The organism is Olsenella porci (assembly GCF_009695875.1).
Taxonomy (GTDB): Bacteria; Actinomycetota; Coriobacteriia; order Coriobacteriales; family Atopobiaceae; genus Olsenella_H; species Olsenella_H porci.
The window spans coordinates 436,443-458,978 of sequence record NZ_VUNC01000002.1 but is presented as its reverse complement, the minus strand read 5'-3'; the positions used below and the strand labels follow the sequence as shown (position 1 = coordinate 458,978).

Below are 22,536 nucleotides of genomic sequence, written 5' to 3'. Positions count from 1 at the left end.
TCGTCGGTTCGGGGCTGAGCCTAGTTGGTGAAAGTGGTGAAACTACGCTGGTTTGGCTGGCGCATTCGCGCTGGTCGGATTGGGGCGCGTGTTGGTCAATCTGGTGAAACCTAAGCTAGCGCTATCAGCATCGCCGTGCACAACGCCTCGAAGCTCTTCCCCGGGGACGCCAAGACGGACGAGCGGGACGCCGAGGTGATCGCGAGGACCGCGCTCGGGATGCCCTCGTGCCTGAGGCCGGTCCCCGAGGAGGACGAGCTGGAGGGCGCCAGGAGGCTGGAGGCGCAGCGCGCCGACCTGCCCGAGGACCGGACGCACCAGGTGAACAGGCTCAGGGCCCTCATGCTCGAGTCATGCCCCGCCTTCGAGGCGGCGATGAGGCCCGAGGAGGCGTGGTGCCTCGCGGCGCTGGAGCGTCTCGGGGGGCCGTGGAACATCCGCGACGCCGGCAGGAGGCGCTACCGGGGCGCCGCGAAGGGGGCGCCCGCCGGACGGGCCGAAGCCCTGTGGGACTCCGTGGGCGGCTCCACCAGGCCGACCGAGGCGGTGGTCGTCCCCATCATCGCCAGGAGGATCCGGGAGGACACCGAGGAGGTCGAGCGGCTCGCCGGGCTCATAGGCGACGTGGTCCGGGGGGACGAGACCTACCGGTGCCTGCTCACCGTGCCCGGGGTGGGTCCCAGGACCGCGGCCCAGCTCGTGCTCGACGTCGCCATCGAGGACTTCGCCGACCACGACCACCTGGCGAGCTACTGCGGGCTCGCGCCCAGGAACCGGCAGTCGGGGACCTCGATAAGCTCCGTCGCCGCCACCCCGCAGGGCAACAGGCAGCTCAAGAACCTGCTGATATTCAGCTGCTCGTGCCTCTCGAGGTCGTCTGGCTACTTCCGCGACTGCTTCGACCGCTGCAGGGGCCGGGGGATGCCCTACAAGGCCGCGCTCAAGGCGGTGGCCAGGAAGAGGCTCAAGGTGATCTTCGCCGTCATGAGGGACAGGGTGCCATACGACCCGGGGCTCCTGCGGGCCTAGCCGACATGAGGAGGCGATCCGGCGCGAGCCCCGTGGGCCGGAGGCCGATGGCGGCAGGGCCTGTGGGCCGCTTCGGAAAGTTCCGGGCCGACGCCGAAGAGCGCTGTCGGCCGCTCAAACCCGACTTGACAAAACTATGGGAACACCCCCCGCCGGCGACGGGCCCCAGGACGCGGGCGCCATCCAGCGGTGGGAACCACGAGCGCGGCACCGGCTGGCGCGGTGCGAGAACGATCCGCCAGTCCCCGGCAAGCGCGCGGAGGAAGGTGCCGTGGTCGACGGGCGTCCCCACTGCCATCCCTCCGCGGCCCAGCGGTCGATCGTCTCGGTGTTCAAATCCTGATAGCGCCTCTCGGCCATGCCACTCACAACGCGTTCGCGTATTGGCTGGTAAAAGACTCGTTACCAACAACTTCTACCCAGGGACAATCGTGCCAACTCCACCATGCAAGCCCGTCTCTGTCCCCTGCTGACAGCAATGGTACGGAGGCGTATCATCCACCCCGTGGCATGCGTTGAGCGTGGGGGAGAGGAGCTCGCCACGGCAGAGTCCAAGCCAACCGCATCGGGTTCGAGCAAGGCCGCGCCCCGTCTCGCCCCCTTCGTCCGCCGCGAGTGGCGGACGCTCGTGGTGGTCTCCGTCACGGGAATCGCGTACAACGTGGGCATGGTCGCCGGCCCGTGGCTCGAGGGACTCCTGGCCCAGCGCCTTGCCGACATCCTCGCCGGCCACCTTGCGCCCCAGACGATGGCCCCGCTCGCCTGCTGCTATGTTGCCGCCATCGCGGGGGTGCAGCTGATGCGCTTCCTCAAGCGGCTTTACGTGCGCAAGTTCGCCAACAACGTCAACCGTCGCATGAAGCGCCGCCTTTACCAGAACCTGCTGGTCACCAGCGAGGAGGCGCTCGAGGAGGAGGGTGCCGGCAGCCTGATGACCAAGGCCCTCTCCGACGTGGACGACTGCGTGGAGGGCGTGCGCAAGTTCACGACCGAGATCTTTGACACTGGCGTCGTTATGGTCGCCTACCTGGTCACGATGCTCGCGTACGACTGGCGCCTGACGCTCCTGGCGCTGCTGTTCCCGCCCGTCTCGTACGTGCTCGCCTCCCGCATGCGCCGCCCGGTCACCCAAGCGACGGCGGCGGCGAAGGAGAGCGTCTCGGCGATGGCCTCGGAGGCGCTCGACCGCGTGGAGGGCGCGACCACCTACCGGGCCTTTGGCCTGGAGCGCGTGCGCGACGAGTCCTTTGAGCGCCGTTTGGCCGACTACGAGCGCAAGGAGACCCGCGCCAACGTGCTGTCAACGGCGCTCATGCCTATTTACCAGGCCATATCGCTCCTGGGAGCCGGCATCGTGATCGTGCTGGGCGCCCGCGACGTAATGGGCTCCGGCTGGGCGGCGTGGGACATCGCTGCGTTCACCACGTACTTCTCCGTGTTCGGCAGGCTTGCGGTGAAGTCGTCGCACGCCGGCAAGCTCTTTAACTCCGTGCAGCGCGCGCAGGTGTCGTGGGAGAGGATTCGCCCCTACATGGGTGAGGCGGCGACCCCCGACGGTGGACGTCCCGTCGCTCCTGGCGAGCTCCGCGCGACCGACCTGGGGTTCGCCTTCCCCGGGGAGGGACCGCTCCTCTCGCACGTCTCGCTCAGCGCGAGGCCGGGCCAGGTCATCGCCGTCACGGGCGAGGTCGCGAGTGGCAAGTCCACGCTCGGGCGGCTGCTCTGCGGCGAGCTTGCGGCGACCTCGGGTTCGGTCACCCTGGGCGGGCGAGAGGTGCGCGACCTCGTGCTCGCGCGCCGCCCCGTCGCGTGCCGGCTGGGCCATGACCCACAGCTCATCGACGCGACCGTGGCCGACAACGTCCTGCTGGGCGATGACGGTGACCCGCGCCCCGACCTTGAGGCCGCCTGCCTGCTCCGCGAGGTCGACGCCATGCCCGACGGCTGCGACACCCGCGTGGGCGAGGGCGGAGCTGCGCTCTCGGGTGGGCAGCGCGCGCGTCTGGCACTGGCGCGGACCTACCACTTTGCCCGCCCGCTCGTGGTGCTGGACGACCCCTTCGCCAGCGTGGACATGGCGACCGAGGCGCAGGCCGTGTGCAACCTCGCTGCCATCGCGCGCAGCCGCGGCATCGTCGTGGTGGTCATCTCCCACAGGCTGCTGCACTTTCCGCAGGCTGACGGCGTGCTGTGCCTGCACGACGGCACGGCGGACTTTGGCACGCACGACCGGCTGATGGCGGACTGCCCCGCCTATGCCAAACTGTACCGGATGCAGGCGAGGGGGGTGGACCTGGATGCGAGCGCACAGCGGTGACGCAACCCAGCCGCAAGCCACGCCGGCGGGGGAGAGGGGCGTCGCATCCCGTCCCGCGGGCAACCGCCAGGTCGCGGCGGTGTTCGCGGACGTGGCCCGCACCCATCCTGCGCTGACGGTGGCGCTCGTGGCGGCGGTCGTCGCGACCGTGGTGACGGCGCTTCTTCCTCCACTCGTCCTCGCGCAGGTGGTGGACGGGATCGCGGCACGCTCGCTCGACGCGCCGCGACTCGCCGCCACCTACCTCGCGCTTGTGGTGCTGCAGGGGCTGGCGGGTGCCGGGCAGGAGGCCGCGATTGCGGTGTTTGGCCAGAAGGTCACGCACGAGCTTCGCTCTCGGATGGCTGCCAAGCTGGACCGGCTGCCCGCGGGGTACTTCGTCCGCAACGCGGCGGGGGCCATCACCTCTCGCCTGGTCAACGACGTCGACGCCGTGGAGGCCCTGTTCGCCTCGGGTGTGGTGGGCATGGTCACCGACCTGTGCCAGGTGGTCGGCATCGTCGCCATCGTGATGTGGGAGAGCGTTGGCCTGGGGGCCATGCTGCTGGTGGCGCTCCCGCTCGTGTTCCTGTTCACGCGCCATGTGCAGCGCGCGACGCTGGACGCCCAGACCCAGAACCGCGTCGCCGTGGGCGAGGCAAACGAGCAGATCCCCGAGACGCTCCGCACCATCCGCACCATCCGCCAGCTGGGCCGCGAGGCGTTCATGGGACGGCGCTACGCCCGCGCGATCGACCGCGCGTTTCTGGCGCAGGAGCGCTCCAACTTCTACGACGCCGTCTACTCGCCCGTCGTGATCACCACCAGCTCGGTGGTCATCGGCGTGTCGCTGTCGCTTGCCGCGCAGGGCGGCCCCCTCGGCTCGCTGTTCGGCGTCACGGTTGGCGGGGCAGTGGCGGTCATCTCGTACGTTGAGAAGGTCTTCACTCCGCTCTCGGACATCGGCATGGAGATCCAGTCCATCCAGCAGGCCGCCGCCGGCGTGCGGCGCATCGGCGAGCTGCTGGGCGAGGCGGAGGAGAGGCCCGCGGTCACCGACGCCGTGGCCCCCTCCGACGGCAGCAGCGGCGACGTCGCCGCGAGTCTCTCCCACGTGACCTTTGGCTACGAGCCCAACTCCCCCGTGCTTCGTGACTTCAGCCTGCGGGTGGAGAGGGGCGAGCACGTTACGCTGGTGGGGCGTACTGGTGCGGGCAAGAGCACCGTGCTCCGCCTGCTGCTGGGGTTGTATCAGCCCGACTCCGGCGAGGTCATGGTCCTGGGCAGGCGCGCGGGGGCCATTTCGCCCGCGGAGCGTCGTCGCTGCTACGGCTACGTGGAGCAGGCGTTCCGCGCGGTGCCGGGGAGCGTGACGGACCAGGTCACGCTCGGCGATCCCTCCGTCACGGTCGACCAGGTCTCGCGCGCCCTGCAGACGGTGGGGTTGAGCGACGTGGTCGCCGGCCTCCCGCAGGGAGGGAACACGCTGCTTGCCGACGCCCGCCTCTCGCAGGGGCAGCTGCAGCTCCTCAACATCGCGCGGGCGATTGCCTGCGACCCCGGACTGCTGATCCTGGATGAGGTCACGGCTAACCTGGACTCCGCCACCGAGCGCCAGGTGATGGAGGCCCTCGCCGTCGCGGTGTGCGGGCGGACGGTCATCTCGGTGTCGCACCGGCTCTTCGAGCGGGAGGGCGGCCGCCTCGTCCGCGTGGGGGAGGACGACCCGGAGGCATCGGAGTAGGGGGCGGTCCGTGATGCTGGCCCCGTTGCCGTCCGACGGTGGAGGTCTCCTCACGGCGGTGGGCGCGTGACGATTCCCAGGCGTGGGGCTCGTCGCGCAGACGTCGCGGGCGTGTGACGTGACGTGGACCGCGAACTGCCGCACGGGCGTTTGCGGCGATGCTATCGTGGGCGGTGGCGGCGCTGCCATCGGCTGCCATCGCGCGATCGGAGGCTTTCCATGGATGCTTCTATCTCCCAGATGCGGCTGGGGCACTGGCTCCTCGCCGCGTGCTGCGCCCTGTACTTGGCGTGGTGGGTCATCTTCTTCTGGCCCAAGGTGAGCGGGGGCGAGGCCCAGGGCGCAATCAGGGGCGTCGGCGTCGCGGCGATCCTGGGGGCCGTGGTGTGCGGACTCCTTGGGGCGCTGCGCTCGTGCGGGGGTGCGTCCTCGCTGGCACGCGAGGCGATGATCCCGGCGTTCGTGGTGGGGTCCGTGGTGCTCTACCTCGTGATGCTCGCGGTCACCGTTGGCGCGTTTGGGAGGCAGCCCACAACGGAGCTGGTGCTGTTCGTTGCCTGGCTGGGGATGGAGCTGTTCTGCGCATACGCGCTGGCAGGGGCGGGCCGGCAGGGCGTCGCCGCGCTCGCACTGGTCCTGGCGCTGGTCGGGTTTGCGGTGAGCCTGGTCTGCTACGTGCTGTACTACCGGCTACCGCCGATGAGCTCGTTTATCGACGGGTGCCTTCCCCTCGCGCTCATCGGTGTCGTGAGCGTTGTCCTCGCCGTCGCAATGTAGGCGTGGGGCGGTGTACCTGCTGAGAAAACTCGAGTTGTGGCAATTACGGGCCCCTCATGCTTCGGATAGCGAGGCGTTTTCGGTCTCGAAGGGCTTCTGAGACCGTACCTGCTGAGAAAAATCGAGTTGTGGCAATCCCACGCCACGTTTTCGTCCCACTCACTGCCACAACTCAATATTCCTCAGCAGGAACGCCATCCGAAGCCTTCAAAGAACAACCATTGCCCGGTATCCTTTGGTGCCAAGCCGGCGCTGTCGATCGGCTCATTGCCGCAACTCGAGTTTTCTCAGCAGGTGTGAGGCTCCGCGCTACGGCCGGACTGCTTCCGACCCCAATCCCCCAGCACAAGGCCATCGTAGTTTGTTGAACTCGCGCCTCCTTGCGGGGGATGCCAGAGGCGCTTCTTGTTGCCATTGCCCGACTTCCCCTCAGCGCCTCTTGGCAAGCGCATGGGTCTCGGTTTCGACCGAAGCCAAATACGTGCCTGCAGCATCGTGCGACTCGTGCGCAAGCTAGCTGCGGGGTAAGTTTTCGTGACCCCTCCTAGGGCGAGGAACCTCCCGTACCATCTATTCATGGACATCCTCATCTCACATCTCACCGCTCTCAGTGCAATGCGCCGATGGGAGCTGCGTCGCGACTTCGACCCCCTCTGCCGAAGCTCCATGGAGGTACCAACCTCAATTCCATCCCCTTCCGAGGTAAGCCGAATCATCTCGGCCGTGCCCTTCCTCGAGGACCTTCCCCACCCCCTCCATGTCTGCGCCCAAGGTGTCCGGGCGAGGAGGGAGGACCTGACCTCCCACCGCGTGGCGGCCTCACTCCCATATGGGTCGGTGATTGGCTTGGGTCACGGCTTGCTCTGCGTTAGCCCCGAGCACCTCGTCGTCCAGGTTGCGAGGTATCTCACCGACCTCGAGCTCATGATGCTCCTCGCGGAGCTGATGGGGACTTACGCAATAGACCCAAGTGGTGGCCGTGGATTCTTCGCGAGAGATACGCCCATCGCTACGGCTGAATCGATTCGCGCTCATGTCGATGCGCTTGGAAGGTTTCCTGGAAAGGTCCGGGTTCGCCGACTCCTGGGCATGACTTGCATGAACGCTGCCTCCCCGCGAGAGGCGAAGCTCTATCTTAGAATCGCCCTCAAACCCAGCCTTGGCGGTTACCACCTTCCCGTCGCCGCAGTAAACCAACCGATTATGGTTCCACGCCTCGGCAAGCCCACGCACCGGGGCATCAGGAAGCCCGACCTCCTCCTGCTCCCTCTGGAGTCGCGCAAGCGGGGGCGCTTCCGTGGCGTGACGATTGAGTACGACGGGGAAGACCACTTCGATCGGGAACGACACACCGCAGACACCACCCGTCGGAGCGAACTCCAGGCGATCGGCTTCATCGAGTACGGGGTGAACCGAGACCAATACCGTGACCTCGCGTACATGGATGGACTGGACAGTTGCATCCGCCGTGACCTGGGAATGAGGACAAGCGGACTCACCATCGAGGAGCAGGGGCGCCGCCGACGGCTCAGAGAGCGCCTGTTTCGTGACCTAGAGCGTATTGACGGCGTTCACTGGAGCAGGGGCGACGAGATCGGTGGTCCGAGTCCCCATTGACTTATGGCAGGGCAAGACGGTGAGATGATTGCTGCGTAGCCATCCCCGTGCACCTGCTGAGGAATATCGAGTTGTGGCAATCCTCGCGCGGCTTCCCGTTGGGACGGTGGCGAAATTTTGACTGGAGGTGGCTTCAGAGGTCGCAACTGCTGAGAAAAACTGAGTTGTGGCAATCCGATGACATGTTTCCGCCTCCACCGTTGCCACAACTCGTAATTCCTCAGCAGGTATCGGACCCAAGCCGCCTACAGACCACTACGGCCCAAGGTTCCCCGACGCCAAGATCGTAGGGGCCGACGACAGATTGCCACAACTCGCAATTTCTTAGCAGTCTTGATTCGGGACCCCTCCAAATCCCCTTTGCACCGCTCCAAACACCGCTTCGCGCGTCACCAAACGGGTATCAGTTCCGCGCGGTCACGTTCCGCTGGATGGGAGGCCCCCGCCACGGGTAGTCATAAGGTACTGCCACACCTCCCATGTCAATTCCAACCGAAAGGAACCGGCATGTCCCACGGCAAGAAGCACGCGACCGGCACGGACGGCTCCAGCGTGGTCTGCCCCTGCAAGCATGTGACCGAGGCCGACGTCCAAGCCGCCGTCGCCTCCGGGGCAACGACCCTCAAGGATGTCCGCCGCATGACCGGTGCCACCTCCAAGTGCGGTCACTGCAAGTCGCAGGTCAAGGCATGCCTCAGACAGGCGCTTGCCGAGAGGGACGCAACGGCCGTCGCCCCATCCTCCTCCGCCGGCCTCGCGCCCGCCGCCGTCCCGGCCCCCACCCAGGAGCTGCGCATCCACGGCGTGTACCGTCACTTCAAGGGCGACTTCTACCTGGTGGAGGACGTCGCGCGCCACTCCGAGACGGGCGAGGAGTACGTGGTCTACCGCAAGCTCTACGGAGACGGGTCGCTCTGGGTTCGCCCCAAGGACATGTTCCTGTCCCCCGTCGACCGACAAAAGCATCCCGAGGCAACCCAGGAGTTCCGCTTTCAGCTGCAGGACATCCCCAGCATCGCGGGCCACTAGCAGCAAGCATTCGCGGTGCCGGTTTCCGCGTCCAGCCATTGAGCGGGGGAGAGGAGCGAGCCGTCGTCCTTGCGAGCGAGTTCGCCTGTCGCAACCGTCCTGGTGTCCCGTCCCACACAAGAAGAGGGGGTGACGGCGTCGCTGCCGTCACCCCCTCGCATGTCCCGTGTGTCGTTCTAGAGCGAATGGCCCCTAGCGCCTGTCGCCGTAGCTCCCGCGAGACCCGCGGTCGCCGCCGCGGTCGTCGCGCCCGCCGCGATACCCGCCGCGGTCGCCGTAGCTGCCACGGCCGCCGCGGTCGCCGTACCCGCCACGGGAGCCGCCACGGTCATCGCGCCCGCCGCGATACCCGCCGCGGTCGCCGCCAAACCCGCCGCGCGAGCCGCCACGATCGCCGTAGCCGCCACGCGACCCACGGTCGTCGCGACCATACCCGCCGCGCGAGCCGCCACGGTCACCGTACCCACCACGGGAGCCGCCACGGTCGTCGCGCCCGCCGCGATACCCGCCGCGGTCGCCACCGCGCCCGCCACGGTCGCCGTAGCCGCCGCGACCACCGCGGTCGCCGCCAAACCCGCCGCGCGAGCCGCCGTCGCGGTCAAAGGGCTTGCGGTCGTCGCGCTTCTTGGAGGCAGCCCTGCGCTCCTCCTCGCGCTCCTTCCAATCCGCGCCGATCTCGGCGGTGATGGCGGTGTCCATGCGGTTGAGGTACGACTCAAAGATCTCCAGCTCGTCGTCGGAGAAGCCCGCGAGGGCCATGTCCTCCAGCGGCTGGACCTTGGGCTGGTCCTCGGCGCCCTGCTCGGTGATGCTCACGGACTCGGCGGTGCCGTCCTCGCCCTCCACGAGCTGGACCAGGCCGTCGGCGGACATGGCGCCCAGCGTGGTCGCCAGCGCCTCGGAGTCAACGCCCAGGACCGTCTCCAGGTCCTTGAGCGCCACGTTGTCCTTCAGTCGGAGCATCGCCAGGACGCGGTCCACGTTGGCGTCGGCCTTTGCCGCCTGCTCCTTGCGGTTGTGACGGGCGATGTTGAGCATGTGCTGAACGACGCCGTACTTGTCGATGATCTCTGCCTTGCTGGCCATTGACTCTCCTGTCATTGGTTGACGTGCACGATAGGTGTGGATGGGCTTCTGTCCCTCTCGTTCTCGGGGAAGCGCTGAGTGATTGTCTCCGTTCGACCTTTGCAAGCTGCCGGCTGCCAAGGGGTAACACGCGCGGGTGACCGCGCCATCCCCGCAAGGTGGCAAACCCGTGCGACACGCCGCCAGTTGGAGCGGAGGCAAGTACTCAACACTGCCCCAGGCTTGGCGTTGCCGCCCATCCCAGACACCCCATTATGTCAGGCCCAAGGGGGCACTTCTCCCCTGCGTTGGCACGAATACGCAAATTGACCACGTGACGGGGGAGAGAAGCTGCAGCCATGGCCCCGGCTGGCTCCCGTTGGCTGTTGCGACGCCTTGAGGCGTGACCCGCCTGCCACATGCTAGAGTCTGCATGGACGCGGCCGCGCGGCGCCGCATGCGAGGGGGAGGGCTCTTGGCACGTCACAGCAAGAAGGTCGAAGGCGGCTCCGAGTCGCGGCATGGCGGCGAGCCCGAGCGCGGCGCCCTACCTGGGCGTGACGACGACAGGCACGTAATCCCGCCCGCCTCCGACGCCCAGCCTGCGCATGACGCCCAACCCGATGTCCAAACTAAAACCCAGCCCTCGCACGGCCGCAGGCTCCGCCGGGGCTCCAACGGCAGCAAGCCCCGCCGCCGCAGGCTCCCCCGCTGGGCGGACCGCCTGATCACCGCCCTGGTTATCCTGGTGGGCGTGGGCCTCATGGTCTGGCCCTGGGTGCTTGACCGGATCGAGGCGTCCGGCGTGTTCAACCAGATCTCGCAGGTCTCCCAGACCATCGACGCCCTGAGCCCCGAGGACAAGCAGCGCTACCTGCAGCAGGCGCAGGCATACAACGCCCAGCTCGCGGGCCAGACGCCGCAGATCGACCCCTCGCAGATCCTGCCCTACGACGAGCAGCTGACCTACGACCGCGACCCCATGATGAGCTGGGTCGAGATCCCCTCCATCAACGTGTCGATGCCCATCTACCATGGGACGAGCGACGCCGTCCTCATGGCGGGCGTGGGCCACCTTGAGGGCTCCAGCCTGCCCGTGGGCGGCTCGTCCACGCACTGCGTGCTCACGGCGCACTCCGGCATGCAGAACCTGCGCATGTTCGACGACATCCGCCAGCTCCAGCCCGGTGACATCGTGCTGCTCCACACCATGGGCGACACGCTGGCGTACGAGGTCCAGAGCTCCGAGGTCGTGTGGCCTAACGAGGTCTCGTCGCTTGCCATTGAGCCCGGCAAGGACTTGCTCACGCTCGTGACCTGCACCCCCTACGGCATCAACGACCACCGCCTGCTGGTCCACTGCGTGCGCACGACCTACGACCCCCAGCAGGCTGCCGACCAGGCCAGCGTTACCAGGCGGCATTGGGGCGCCCGGGAGTGGGCCGTCCTGGTGGTGGCGCTCGCGGCGGTGGGCCTGACCGCCGACGTCGTCGTCCACCGCGTGCGCCGTCGCAGGGGAGACAAGCCGCAGCCACGGTAGCGGCCTCATCCGCTGGCGCCCGGCCCCGTGGCCCCCGATGCCATGGCGAGACGGTGGCGTGCGCGTGGGCAACGCCCGTCTCGCCCAAGGAACGGCCGCCGTGGGGGTATCGTCTGGGTGGCTGAGACAACCAAGCTAGACAACCGACGTGTGAGGAGACCCCATGTTCGACGAGTTGCCCGTCCCCGGGCGCAACGATCCCTGCTGGTGCGGCAGCGGCAGGAAGTACAAGAAGTGCCACTATGCCTTTGACGAGCGCATGGAGGGCCTGTTCCTCTCGGGCGAGGAGGTGCTGCCCCGCTCGCTGCTCAAGATGCCGTCCGACATCGAGGGCATCAAGGCGTCCGCTGAGGTCAACATGGGCGTGCTCGACTACGTGGGCGAGCACATCTGCGCGGGGACCTCGACCATGGACATCAACCGCTGGGTCGAGGAGTACCTGGGCGCGCACGGCGCGGTGTCGGCCGACCTCAACTTCGAGGGCTACCCCTACAGCGTGTGCACGTCCATCAACGACGTGGTGTGCCACGGCTTCCCCGACGAGAGCGCGGTCCTTCGGGACGGCGACATCATCAACGTGGACATGTCCACGATCAAGGGAGGCTACTTCTCCGACTCGTCGCGCATGTACTGCATTGGCAACGTGAGCGACGAGAGGCGCCGCCTGGTCGAGGTGTGCCACGAGTCCGTGAAGGCGGGCCTGGCCGCGGTGCGCCCGTGGGGGCACCTGGGCGACGTGGGTGCCGCCGTGCACAAGGTCGCGGTCGACGCCGGCTACTCCGTGGTGGAGGAGTATGGCGGCCACGGCATCGGCAAGGAGTTCCACGAGGAGCCGTTCGTGAGCTTCGTCAGCGAGGAAGGAACCGGCCCCATCCTTGTCCCGGGCATGTGCTTCACCATCGAGCCCATGGTCAATGCGGGCGCGGCCGACATTACCACCGACAAGGACAACGGCTGGATCGTGCGCACCGCCGACGGCAGCGACTCCGCGCAGTGGGAGGTCCAGCTCGTGGTGACTGACGACGGCTACGAGCTGCTCTCCTGGTAGGCAGGCTCGCCGGCAGGGGAGAGGGACGCGGCCACCGTGCCCGGGCCCCTCTCCCCGGCAGCCGCCCGCTGGCCTGCCGCAGCCTTGTCTGGAAGCCGTGAACGAGCGCATCAGGAAGTGGCGTGACGGAAGCCTATCTTGGAGTGGGGCCAGGCGCACCAGGAGGACACCTTTGCCGGCGACGGCATGGATGCAGTTGGGGGAGAGAAGGGCGGGAACTCCTCTCTCAAGCTCGTCCCATAGGCCGTCGGGTCGTCGTTGCTTCCGCCCGTCCGGAAGCCTTTCTCCCGCCCACGTGGGCGTGTCCGCCCCCCCGCTTAGTCTCCCTAGCCCTCATGTTGATCTCGTAGCGTGATGGCTGGGGAAGGGTGCGATTGACGCCCATGTGGGCAGCGCATACGGCTGGGGTGACAGGGTCGGACCGTTCCTGTCCAGGGGCTTGCCATCAGGTCTTAGGCCATGGCATCGGATGGCCCAAATCCTCGTCCGCTCTGGCACTACGGCTCTCTTCTCCGAGTTCCTCTGAACGGCATGCTCGCAAATGGCTGCCGCCTTTACAGCATCGACAGCAGGTGCGTTCATCCTGCCCTTGCAGGCGGTTCCACGCAATGAGCGGGGAAGTGCATTCTCCATATGAGGAAGCGTTATTCATAATCAGAAAAGTGCATATCAGACCACATAATACTTTCGGTCATCCCTTCTTGACTTTGGGACCGCAAAGTGAATTGGACACGAATATTTGCTGTTAGAAAACAATATCAGGGGCGTCAAGTCACAAAAGCCTGTTTCTTACCTCAAAACATGAACGGATGTACAAAAAAGTGTTCATAAATTCCGCTCAGAGATAGCTTGATAGCAGTTAGCTGATAACCAGCTGCAGAAACCGGAGTACTCCGTTAGAATCGGCAGCAAGGAATAACCATGTGGGGGGTTATCCATTTCAGTCAGTCATAACCGAAGACGAGGGCCGCCTATGAGACCAGGACTCTCATCCGCAGCAGCCACCGCCAAGAGGCTTGCTGGAATCGCTGTCGCCATGGCCTCCGTCGCCATGCTCCCTATCCTTGCCGCGGCGCCTGTCTCAGCGCTTGCCGAGACCCCCACGCTCGGGGAGCCCGAGCACGAGAAGGCAGCCATTCTCAACGAGGACGGAACCGCCACCGTGACGCTGAGCGTCACGGGAGAGACCGCATCCAGCCAATCCAAGTCAAGCGCCAACGTGATCGTCGTGCTCGACACCTCCGGCTCCATGAACGACGTGGTCGCGAGGCGCAGGGTGACGGGGTGGGAGCAGGTAGGCCGGTGGGAGTGGGCCAGCGGAGCCACCTACGGCCTCGTCGATGGCGAGTACGTCCTTCTCACCAGGCACGTGCGGAACCTATGGAGCTACTACTACACCTACGACGCCCCCGATGGCTCGCAGGTCCAGTACACCGGCTCCTGGTACCAGCAGGTCACGCGGTACGAGGACGTGACCCGCCTCGACGTCGCGAAGGGCGCGCTCTCGAGCCTCGCGGACCAGCTGATTGGCGACGGCGCGAGCACCATCGGCCTCTCGCTCGAGACGTTCTCGGGCTATGGCGAGGGCACCGGCCCAAGCGCGTACTACCACGGGGGTCAGGCGGAGAGCTTCAAGACCCTGGTGAACGGCCTCGCCGCCGAGGGCGGCACCAACTGGACGGAGGCCCTGGACAGGGCGAAGCAGCTCGCGATCAGGGACACCACGACCCCCACCTACATCCTGTTCCTCTCGGATGGCGAGCCCACCTACGGGATGGTCAACGGGAGGCAAACGGGCAACGGCAAGGCAAGCCAGCCCCAGAGTGACCTCCAGGAATTCTTCGACCAGGCGGTCACCTCGGCGAGCACCCGCCCGAGCAACGTCGTGGGCCTGTACACCATCTACACGGGCGCGGATGCCGCGACCAGCATGCACGACTTCGCCAAGCAGACCAACTCCGCTCCCGACGGCACCGCCTTCGACGGTACCGACTCCGAGAAGCTCAACTCCGCCCTCGCCGACATCGCGCAGGTCATAGAGACGGGCGTGGCCTACCAGGACGTCACCATCACGGATACCCTGTCGCACAGCGTGAGCTACGTCCTGCCCGAGGGCGAGACAGCCCCGGAGTTCACCTACACCAGGAACGGCGAGCCCTGGGCTGACGCCCCCGCGGCCACCGTGGACGCGGACGGCAGGGTCAGCTGGAGCCTGGGCGACGGCAAGACGCTGGAGCACGGCGTGATCTATGCCATCAGCTTCAAGGTACACGTCATCCAGGAGGAGTTTGACAGGGCGGCGGAGACGGACGGTGCCTACGAGGTCGCGACCAACGAGAACGGCTCCGTCTCGTACAGGACGGTCACCAGCGTGACCGGCAGCGACCCGGTCGTCTCGGACGTCGAGTCCGCCTCGTTCGACGTCCCCACGATCACCGTCCCCACCTCCAAGATTACGGTGTCGAAGGCATGGGAGGGCAGCACGCACCTGCCCCAGAAGCTGACCGTGACCGTGAGGCGGGACGGCGAGGACTACAAGACCGTCGACCTTTCCGCCGAGAACAACTGGACCGCGGACGCCACCGTCTCCGCAGGTCCCACGGGGCACTCCTACACCGTGGTGGAGGAGACGCCCGACGGCTGGACCTCCAGCAATCCCGATGGCATCGAGGTCTCGCTCAAGGGTCTCACCGCGCAGTCGGAAACCGCGGCCTTCACCAACACGTACGTGCCGTTTGGCCTTCGCGTGTTCAAGTACACCGGCACGGGCGACAGCCAGAGGCCGCTCCAGGGCGCAACGTTCACGGTCGAGGGCAACGGCGCGACCTACACCCTCACCACGGGCGAGGACGGCTACGCCACCACCGGCGAGGGGCAGACCCTCTCGGATGGCACCTACACCATCACCGAGACCTCGGTCCCCGCGGGCTACGACAAGCTGCCCGGCTCCCTCACCCTCACGGTGGACGGCGAGACGGCAACGCTCTCCGACGGCACCCAGAGCGCGGAGGTCGGCAAATCTTCGCAAGGACGCTACTTCCAGATAGCCATCAGCAACACGTCGAGCGCCCCGCAGACGATTCCGCAGACGGGCGGCCTGGGCAGCGCGCCCCTGTACGCCCTGGGCATGGCGGCGGTCGCGGGAATCGTGGCGCTGACGGTACGTCACCACCAGTGACGGCATTCCCCGCCCGGGGACGTTGTGCCTGGGGCGGAGCAGATAGCACCAAGGGTAGGGGTCAACTGCTGCGCGAGCAGCGAAGGAAAGGAGAAGGACATGGTTCGTAAGCTCAGGAGCCTGGTGGCAGTGGCATTTTCGGCGCTGCTCGCGGCTGCGCTCCTCCCGAGCGCGGCACTCGCCCTAGACGCGAAGGGCGGGTCGCTCACCGTGAGCAACCTGAAGGAGGGGGACACGGTCAACCTCTACCAGGTCGCGAGCGTCACCGTTGAGGATGACAACACGCTCAACAAGGCGTGGGTCGTCACGCCCACAAGCGGGAAGACGGTCGACGACTACGAGAAGGCGGACGAGACCGGTCGCAAGTCGATCGCCAACGACCTCGCGTCCAAGGTCTTCTCCACCAGCGTCACTCCGGTCGCCACGCAGAAGGTTACCGGCACCACCTCGGCGACCTTCTCCGGCCTGGACGCGGGACTGTACTATGTGAGCGTCTCCAATGCCGACGACGTGTCGAGGGTCTACGAGAACACCCTCGTCCCGGTGAACCTCAAGGCCAATTCCGACGGCAGCTGGGGTTACGACGAGGCGCTGACCGTGCCGCTCAAGTCCTCCAACGTGAGCATCCTCAAGGGCGCCGCCACGCACGAGAACGGGGCCCACGAGACCCAGACGCAGACGGGCGTCTCGACCAACGGAATCGTCTTCTACAAGATCGACGTCGTTGTGCCCAACTACAACGGCGCGGCGGACCGCGACTTCCTGGTGAAGGACAAGCTCCCCGACGGCATCGAGTACATCCCCGGAACGATGAAGGTCAACGGGACGGCGAAGGACCCCGTGATCTCCACTGGCGGCAACATCAGCGTCGACCTGGCCTTGTACCTCGCGAGCTCCGCTGGCCAGACCGTGAGCATCACCTACCAAGCCAAGCTCACGGGCACCGCCCCCGTTGAGAACGGTCGCGCCAACACCGCGACGCTGCTCTTCTCGGCCAACAGCTACGACTCCACCCAGAAGACCGTGAGCGACAGCGTCGTCGTCGCCAATGCTGGCATCAAGATCCACAAGACCGCCGAGGACGGCAAGACCGCCCTTCAGGGCGCAGAGTTCCAGCTGCTCGACAAGGACGGCACGACTGTGCTCGACACCCAGACCACCGACGCAAACGGTGACCTGACCTTTGACTACGCCCTGGCATCCGGGACCTACACGATCAAGGAGACCAAGGCGCCTGCAGGCTACAGCCTCGTCGAGAACCAGTCCGTCTCCGTCGAGGCGAGGGACAACGCCTACAAGACCGTCGACATCATCGACCCCAAGGACCATGCCGCCGGCCTGCTGCCCACCACCGGTGGCGCCGGCACCATCGCGATCACCGTCCTGGGCGTTGCCGTGATCGCCGGCACCGCCGCCCTCATCGTGCGCGGCCGCAGGCAGGACTAGCGTACGCCCGTCTCGCGTAAGCCCCTCTGACGGGGCCAACGGGCGCGGTCGGCAGCCAGCCGGCCGCGCCCTTGCGCCTAGGAAGGCCACTCCGTGAACAAGAAGCTCAGGATCCTCCTCCAGGCGCTTGGGATGCTCGTGGGCATCGCGCTGATCGCCTATCCCTACGTGAGCGACTACCTGCAGAAGCAGTACCAGGAGGGGGTCATCGTCACGCAGGAGTCTGCGACCGATGGGTCCGACCCCAAGGTTGACCTGGACGCCGAGCGCAGGCGGGCGCTGGAGTACAACCAGCAGCTCGCGGACGGCAGGGTGGAGGTCACGGACCCCTTTGACCCCAACGCCTCGCGTCCCACCGACGAGGAGTACCTCTCCCTGATGGACGTTGCCGGGGACGGCGTGATGGGCACCCTGGTCATCCCCAAGGTCAGCCTGAAGATACCCGTCTACCACACCGTTGAGGATGACGTGCTGCAGAGGGGCGCTGGCCACATGCCCACGACCTCGCTGCCGTACGGCGGGCCGTCCTCGCACGCGGTGATCGCGGGGCACAACGGCCTGCCGTCGGTCAGGATCTTCGACGACCTGACCCAGCTGCAGGTGGGGGACTACTTTGTGCTGCAGGTGCTGGGCGAGGACCATGCGTACCGCGTGACCTCCCTCGAGACCGTGCTGCCCAACCAGACGGAGAGCCTGCGCATACGGGACGGTAAGGACCTGGTGACGCTGGTCACCTGCACGCCCTATGGCATCAACACGCATCGCCTGCTGGTCCATGCCGAGCGCTGCGAGCTGCCAAGGGGATGGACCGAGGGGACCGACAGTCACGTGAGCACCACGCCCCCGGTGCGTCGGACGTTGCTGCCCCTCACGCTGCTGGGACTGGCTATCGCGATGGGCGTGCTGCTGGGGCTTGCTATGCGGCACCACGAGCGCCGAAGGGGCGATGGGCGTGCGGGTGGCTCGGGCGACGGCGCACCCGGCGGGGGCGTACGCGCGGGGACGGGGTATTACACGCCCGGCAATCCGTACGCCCCAAAGGCGAGGGGGGCAGGCGAGAGGAGCGCCCGCAGCGAGGTTGGAAGCGGACCGGTAGGGGATGGCTCGCGACACGCTGCTGGAGGCCGCAAACACAGGCATCCCGGACGCCACCTTGGGTAGGTTGCGGGCGGATGGGTGGCACTTCTCGCCTGGCGCATGCCCTCGACGAAAAAAGGTGCCCCGTCGCACCTGCGCGACGGGGCACCGAATGGACCCAATTGGGCCGAAGCCTACGCTGTGGCTTCTTGGGCTGGCCTGAGCTCGACAACCGCTAGTCGATTGCGACCTTGGTGACGTTGCTCTTCTCCTCCTGCTTGGGGACGTTGACCGTGAGCACGCCGCCGTCCAGCTTGGCGGTTAGGCCGGCGGTAGCGGCATCCTTCAGGTACACGCCACGGCTTGCCTGCCACTCCGAGGTCTCCTTCTGCAGGTAGTTCTTGCCCTTCTCCTCGTCGGACTCCTTCTTGTCCACCGAGATCGAGAGGCGACCCTCGTTGAGCTCCACGTCGACCTCGTCCTTCTTGACGCCCGGGAGCTCCGCCGTGACCACGTACTTGTCGCCTGCGTCCTCGACGTTCATCTTGAACGCGTTGTCGGACCCGATTGCCGCGAGAGGCGCGAAGAAGTCGTCGAAAGCGCCGAACGGCCAAGTCCTGCGAAGTGCCTTCTCGTAGTCACTGTAAGGAACCATGCCTGCCATCGTTACCACTCCTTCTATGTGGTGGGAGCCCTTTCTTCTGGACCCCCTTGGGTTCACTCTCTTATGTTCCCGGCAGGGGTGGCTTTATACACGAGAAGGAAGAAATTCTAAGTCCATCAGACTTAGATGTTATGCGTTACGGACACTCATAAGGTGGCGCTCGCACCGTTCTCTTCATGCGCCCTTGTCCTTGGGACGGCAAGCTGCTGGGGAGGGCGGGATGGTGGCAGGCGGGGCGGGACCGGGCCGACGAGCCCTTGGAGAGCGCCCGAGCCAAGATAGCCGCTCAAAGAGGCCAGGCGAACCGCCGCCCCCGACCCAGCCGGTGGGGAGGCAGCTGAGAAAAGTCGACCTGTGGCAATGGGAGGGACCCTGGAGGTCGTCTGCCGCCGAGGAATGTCGAATAGTGGCCTACGGCGGCACCCTTTCGCTGCCACAGGTCGACTTTCCTCGGTAGAGACGGTGCCTGGATTGCCACAGGTCGACTTTTCTCAGCAGGCATCACCTCGCACGGGGCCAGACGCCGTTCCCGGCGGCTCCCCCATGTGTTGAGATGTTGACAACGCAACAACTTGTGCTTGCAAACAGACAAAGCGGACTTAAGATGTTGACGAATCAACAAGTGGAGGCTACCAACGGCTGGGTCGCGTGCCTGCACCTGGGTTGCGAAGGCCCACGACCAGCCGCCCCACGACGCGCGCCACAACCCCGCCACGACGGATGGGAGCACTATGAACGACCGATTCGAGAACTTCGTTGGCGTGGTCTACGCCCTCAACAAGGAGGTCCAGCGCATCAAGTCGGAGAAGATGGGGTCGCTTGGCCTGCGGGGGACCGACACCATGGTCCTGTACTACCTGGGACAGAGCGACGCCGGCTTCTCCGAGGCGGAGCTCGCGCGGCTGATTCACCAGGACCGCGCCGCTGTGACTCGTACCGTGGCGAAGCTGGAGCGCGAGGGCCTCGTGCATCGCGCGCCGGGTGGCGAGACGGGCGCCGGCCGCTATCGTGCGCCCGTTCGACTGACGGAGCTCGGCCAGGGGATCGCGCTGGAGATGGACCAGATCATCGACGACGTGGTCCGCCAGGCGAGCGCCGACCTCAGCCCCGACGAGCGCAGCCGGCTCTACGGATGGCTCGCCCAGATCCTCTCGCGTCTGGAGGAGATACGGGGCTAACGTCAGCCCGCCGGCGCCTGCACGGCGGCGGGAGGGGCGGCAACCACATTCACCAGGCAACTCTCATCTAACTACCGCCGGGCTTGCCCCGGGGGAGGGGGACACCCATGACCGTTCGCGTCATCACCGATTCCGCATCCGACATCACTGGCTTTGACCATGCGAGCCTCACGGTGCTGCCGCTGACCGTGGCGTTTGGCGACACCGTGTACCGTGACGGCGTTGACCTGTCGAGCGAGCGCTTCTTTGAGCTGCTGGTAGAGTCGGACGAGATACCCTCGACGGGGGCGGTCTCGCCCGGGGCATTTGCCGAGGCCTTTGACCGCGCGCACGAGGCGGGCGAGGACGTGGTGGCGGTGACGCTTTCGAGCAGGCTCTCGGGGACCTGGCAGAGCGCAATGGTCGCCGCAGAGGGTCGCCCGTGGGTGTACGTGGTCGACTCGCTCAACGTGTGCATTGGCGAGCAGGTCCTGGTGGAGTACGCGCTCATGCAGGTGGAGAGGGGCCTCTCCGCGGCTGAGGTGGCGCGACTGACGCAGGAGGCCCGCGACGACGTCCACGTGCTGGCGCTGCTCGATACGCTAGAGTACCTGCGGCGTGGCGGGCGCATTGGATCGGCAGCGGCCGGCATGGGCGCCCTGCTCGCCATCAAGCCGGTGGTGGCCGTGCATGACGGTCGCGTGGAGCTGGTGGGCAAGGCGCGTGGCTCCAAGAACGGCCGGAACCTGCTGGTGCAGCTGGTGCGGGAGCATCCTGTGGACTTCCACCGCCCGTTCGCGCTTGCCTGCAGCGAGGGAGGCGAGAGGACCCTGCGCAAGTACGTGGACGACTCCCACGAGCTGTGGGAGGGCATGGTCGAGGGGCTTCCCATCTGCTCGGTGGGGGCGACGATCGGCACGCACGTGGGGCCTGGGGCGATTGCGGTGGCGTTCTTCTCGCAGGGGGCGTAGACGAAGGGGGAGGCCCCGCGCGGTGCGGGACCTCCCCGGTGTGTCGCACGCCACTTGCGCGTGGCTGCGGGTCGCGCGTATGGTCGCTGGCTATCGCCTACCCGCGGCGGCGACGAAGCCCCAGCGCAGCGGCGAGGGACGCGAGCGCCGCCAGAACGAACGGGACGGGGCTGGTCGTGGCATCGGACGTCTGGGGGAGTCGCTCCCCGGTCTGCTTCGCGGCGGCCTTCGTCTGCGTGCGGGTGACGCGCGTGGTGGTCACGGTCGTCGTGGCGGCGGGCTGCGGCGTCGGGGCGGGCGTGGGCGTCGGCTCTGGCGTGGGCTCCGGCGTCGGCTCGGGCTCTGGGCCAGGTGTCGGCGTGGGGACGACCTCGTGCGACCTCAGCGTCAGCTGGATCGCCTTCGCGTCGTTTGCACCCAGGGTGCTGTCGGAGCCGTTGGCATCGCTGGCACCGCTCCCTGCCTCGGGGAAGTCGCCCTGCTCGTCCGTCCACTGGAACGTGAACGGGATGGCGTACTTGTACGTGTAGTAGCTGCCGTCCTTCGATTGGCCGCGCGAGAACACGGCCGTTGCGCTCATGGTTCCGCCGACGGCTCCCTTGATCACGTGATCGCCGTCCTGGTTGGCGACGGTTGCGTCCATGTCGAGCACCAGGTTCTTGCCCACGCCGTTGATGGCCGCGCGAAGCTCGTCGAAGCTTGCGTAGCTGCCCGTGAGCGTGATGGGCACGGTGATCGTGGCGATGCCCGTGCTGGGATCGGTCGAGGTGGTGATGCCCGCCTGGTCGATGGCGTAGACGGACGAGCCCGCAAGCGTCCCGCCAGTGAGCTCGCGCAGCGTGTAGCCGGTGGGGTTCGTGAGGCCGTCGAGCGTGTACGAGACGGTGAACCTGCTGGTGACCTGGCGCAGCGTGACCGCTGTGGGGTTGGGGAACTCCGCGACTGCGCCCGTGATGAACGAGAGCGAGGACCCCGCGCTGGCGAGCTGGTCCTTCACGAGTGCGGTGTCGAGGTACGAGCGCAGGGTCACGGTCGTGTTGCCGTTGGCGTCGATCACCGCGCCGTGCTGCGTGTCAAACGAGGCGGAGTCGGACGTCTTCGCGGCTATGTCGCCAGGGAGCGTGCCAGTCTGCGGCTTGTTGAGCGAGATGAAGCCGTAGACGGTCGCCACCGCGTCGGTCTTGGCCCACAGCGCGTGGAGCGTCCCGGTGCTGGCCCTGCCGTAGTTGATCGACTGCGGGTGCTCGCCGTTCGCCGGCGCGGCGTCGCCCTCCCACCAGTCGACGGTGAACTTCTCCTTTGCGTTGGACCCCTCGACGTCGGCCCTCTGGTCGAGGGTCCATCCCAGGAAGACGTAGCCATCGCGGGTTGCCGCAGGCAGGGGAGAACCAGCCGCAACCGTTGCCGCGGAGGTCCCGCCGTTGGCATCCAGCGTCACCGCGCCTGTGGCAGCGGGCGCCTCCGCCGGAGCGGGGGAGGCGGAGCGGGCCGCCGTGGCAGTCGGCTGGGAGGTTGTCGTGGGCTGGGAGGTGGCTGCCTTCTGCGACGTGGCCGTGGGCTGTGCGTCGGACGCTGCGGCGCTGGCCGAGGGCGACGCGTTCGCATCCGCTGGGGTCGTGGCGGCGGGCTGCGATGCCGCTGAGTCGGCGTCTGCCGCGGAGCCAGCGGTGGTGGCTGCGGGCCCGGTGGCCTCGCTCGTCTCGCCTGCGTCTGCCAGCTGCTGCTCGGGTGCGGACTGTGCCTGGTCGGCTGCCGCTGGTTGGGTGGCTGCGTCGACGGCCTCGGCAAGCGCCGGGGCGGGCACGAGCGCCGCGGTGAGGGCAAGCGTTGTCGCGGCGGCGGTCGCCCCCGTGATGATTCGCCTCTTCTGCATGGTTGTCTCCGGTCTGTGGGAGTCG

Annotated in this window: 16 protein-coding genes; 13 read left to right on the top strand and 3 right to left on the bottom strand. The window is 67.0% G+C overall.

Annotated features, from left to right (window positions below):
• The first annotated feature begins 135 nt into the window (after positions 1-135).
• The 6 genes from FYJ68_RS04585 (at position 136) to FYJ68_RS04560 (ending at position 8,492) form a co-directional block, all read left to right on the top strand.
• Positions 136-1,029 carry an IS110 family RNA-guided transposase gene (locus FYJ68_RS04585; RefSeq protein WP_154434391.1) on the top strand — a complete coding sequence of 298 codons (894 nt, stop codon included), beginning with the start codon at positions 136-138 and terminating at the stop codon, positions 1,027-1,029.
• Positions 1,030-1,507: 478 nt separating this feature from the next.
• On the top strand, positions 1,508-3,346 hold the full coding sequence (locus FYJ68_RS04580) for an ABC transporter ATP-binding protein (RefSeq protein WP_154434389.1): 1,839 nt from the start codon (positions 1,508-1,510) through the stop codon (positions 3,344-3,346).
• Positions 3,327-5,069 (top strand): ABC transporter ATP-binding protein, encoded by a 1,743-nt coding sequence (locus FYJ68_RS04575; RefSeq protein WP_195837716.1) that lies wholly within the window; start codon positions 3,327-3,329, stop codon positions 5,067-5,069. Before FYJ68_RS04580 ends, FYJ68_RS04575 begins: the two co-directional genes overlap by 20 nt.
• Positions 5,070-5,288: 219 nt before the next feature.
• Positions 5,289-5,846, top strand: coding sequence for a hypothetical protein (locus FYJ68_RS04570; protein WP_154434385.1), 558 nt, complete (start codon positions 5,289-5,291; stop codon positions 5,844-5,846).
• A gap of 576 nt (positions 5,847-6,422) precedes the next feature.
• A complete protein-coding gene (locus tag FYJ68_RS04565) occupies positions 6,423-7,463 on the top strand; it encodes a hypothetical protein (RefSeq protein WP_154434383.1) in 1,041 nt (346 codons plus the stop codon).
• A gap of 507 nt (positions 7,464-7,970) precedes the next feature.
• Positions 7,971-8,492, top strand: a complete 522-nt coding sequence (locus tag FYJ68_RS04560; protein WP_229772000.1) for a DUF1653 domain-containing protein — start codon at positions 7,971-7,973, stop codon at positions 8,490-8,492.
• A 192-nt stretch (positions 8,493-8,684) separates the two neighbouring features.
• Here the strand turns inward: FYJ68_RS04560 and FYJ68_RS09985 are convergent, their stop codons facing one another.
• On the bottom strand, positions 8,685-9,578 hold the full coding sequence (locus tag FYJ68_RS09985) for a hypothetical protein (protein WP_195837715.1): 894 nt from the start codon (positions 9,576-9,578) through the stop codon (positions 8,685-8,687).
• A gap of 454 nt (positions 9,579-10,032) precedes the next feature.
• Here FYJ68_RS09985 and FYJ68_RS04550 point away from each other — a divergent pair, with 454 nt between their 5' ends.
• The 5 genes from FYJ68_RS04550 to FYJ68_RS04530 all read left to right on the top strand — a co-directional run bounded on the left by FYJ68_RS04550 (position 10,033) and on the right by FYJ68_RS04530 (position 17,930).
• A complete protein-coding gene (locus FYJ68_RS04550; protein WP_195837714.1) occupies positions 10,033-11,097 on the top strand; it encodes a class C sortase in 1,065 nt (354 codons plus the stop codon).
• 163 nt (positions 11,098-11,260) lie between these two features.
• Positions 11,261-12,145 (top strand): type I methionyl aminopeptidase, encoded by an 885-nt coding sequence (map, locus tag FYJ68_RS04545; RefSeq protein ID WP_154434379.1) that lies wholly within the window; start codon positions 11,261-11,263, stop codon positions 12,143-12,145.
• A gap of 973 nt (positions 12,146-13,118) precedes the next feature.
• Positions 13,119-15,323, top strand: coding sequence for a DUF7604 domain-containing protein (locus tag FYJ68_RS04540; RefSeq protein WP_154434377.1), 2,205 nt, complete (start codon positions 13,119-13,121; stop codon positions 15,321-15,323).
• 99 nt (positions 15,324-15,422) lie between these two features.
• The gene (locus tag FYJ68_RS04535; RefSeq protein WP_154434375.1) at positions 15,423-16,769 is read left to right on the top strand and encodes a SpaA isopeptide-forming pilin-related protein; all 1,347 of its coding nucleotides are present in this window, start codon (positions 15,423-15,425) and stop codon (positions 16,767-16,769) included.
• 93 nt (positions 16,770-16,862) lie between these two features.
• Positions 16,863-17,930 carry a class C sortase gene (locus FYJ68_RS04530; protein WP_154434372.1) on the top strand — a complete coding sequence of 356 codons (1,068 nt, stop codon included), beginning with the start codon at positions 16,863-16,865 and terminating at the stop codon, positions 17,928-17,930.
• Positions 17,931-18,081: 151 nt separating this feature from the next.
• On the opposite strand, the gene FYJ68_RS04525 is transcribed toward FYJ68_RS04530, so the two are convergent.
• Positions 18,082-18,510 carry an Hsp20/alpha crystallin family protein gene (locus tag FYJ68_RS04525; RefSeq protein WP_154434370.1) on the bottom strand — a complete coding sequence of 143 codons (429 nt, stop codon included), beginning with the start codon at positions 18,508-18,510 and terminating at the stop codon, positions 18,082-18,084.
• A 731-nt stretch (positions 18,511-19,241) separates the two neighbouring features.
• On the opposite strand from FYJ68_RS04525, the gene FYJ68_RS04520 reads away from it, so the two are divergent.
• Positions 19,242-19,688 carry a MarR family winged helix-turn-helix transcriptional regulator gene (locus FYJ68_RS04520; RefSeq protein ID WP_154434368.1) on the top strand — a complete coding sequence of 149 codons (447 nt, stop codon included), beginning with the start codon at positions 19,242-19,244 and terminating at the stop codon, positions 19,686-19,688.
• A gap of 107 nt (positions 19,689-19,795) precedes the next feature.
• Positions 19,796-20,638 (top strand): DegV family protein, encoded by an 843-nt coding sequence (locus FYJ68_RS04515; RefSeq protein ID WP_154434366.1) that lies wholly within the window; start codon positions 19,796-19,798, stop codon positions 20,636-20,638.
• Positions 20,639-20,735: 97 nt separating this feature from the next.
• On the opposite strand, the gene FYJ68_RS04510 is transcribed toward FYJ68_RS04515, so the two are convergent.
• Positions 20,736-22,511, bottom strand: coding sequence for an InlB B-repeat-containing protein (locus FYJ68_RS04510; protein ID WP_154434364.1), 1,776 nt, complete (start codon positions 22,509-22,511; stop codon positions 20,736-20,738).
• Between the last annotated feature and the right edge of the window lie 25 nt (positions 22,512-22,536).

Bases quoted from the DNA above. Each gene is read 5' to 3' on its own strand.
- FYJ68_RS04525 (WP_154434370.1), bottom strand. From the start codon at position 18,510: ATGGCAGGCATGGTTCCTTACAGTGACTACGAGAAGGCACTTCGCAGG.
- FYJ68_RS04560 (WP_229772000.1), top strand. From the start codon at position 7,971: ATGTCCCACGGCAAGAAGCACGCGACCGGCACGGACGGCTCCAGCGTG.
- FYJ68_RS04520 (WP_154434368.1), top strand. From the start codon at position 19,242: ATGAACGACCGATTCGAGAACTTCGTTGGCGTGGTCTACGCCCTCAAC.
- map (WP_154434379.1), top strand. From the start codon at position 11,261: ATGTTCGACGAGTTGCCCGTCCCCGGGCGCAACGATCCCTGCTGGTGC.
- FYJ68_RS04535 (WP_154434375.1), top strand. From the start codon at position 15,423: ATGGTTCGTAAGCTCAGGAGCCTGGTGGCAGTGGCATTTTCGGCGCTG.
- FYJ68_RS04570 (WP_154434385.1), top strand. From the start codon at position 5,289: ATGGATGCTTCTATCTCCCAGATGCGGCTGGGGCACTGGCTCCTCGCC.
- FYJ68_RS04575 (WP_195837716.1), top strand. From the start codon at position 3,327: ATGCGAGCGCACAGCGGTGACGCAACCCAGCCGCAAGCCACGCCGGCG.
- FYJ68_RS04510 (WP_154434364.1), bottom strand. From the start codon at position 22,511: ATGCAGAAGAGGCGAATCATCACGGGGGCGACCGCCGCCGCGACAACG.
- FYJ68_RS04540 (WP_154434377.1), top strand. From the start codon at position 13,119: ATGAGACCAGGACTCTCATCCGCAGCAGCCACCGCCAAGAGGCTTGCT.
- FYJ68_RS04580 (WP_154434389.1), top strand. From the start codon at position 1,508: ATGGTACGGAGGCGTATCATCCACCCCGTGGCATGCGTTGAGCGTGGG.
- FYJ68_RS04565 (WP_154434383.1), top strand. From the start codon at position 6,423: ATGGACATCCTCATCTCACATCTCACCGCTCTCAGTGCAATGCGCCGA.
- FYJ68_RS04515 (WP_154434366.1), top strand. From the start codon at position 19,796: ATGACCGTTCGCGTCATCACCGATTCCGCATCCGACATCACTGGCTTT.
- FYJ68_RS09985 (WP_195837715.1), bottom strand. From the start codon at position 9,578: ATGGCCAGCAAGGCAGAGATCATCGACAAGTACGGCGTCGTTCAGCAC.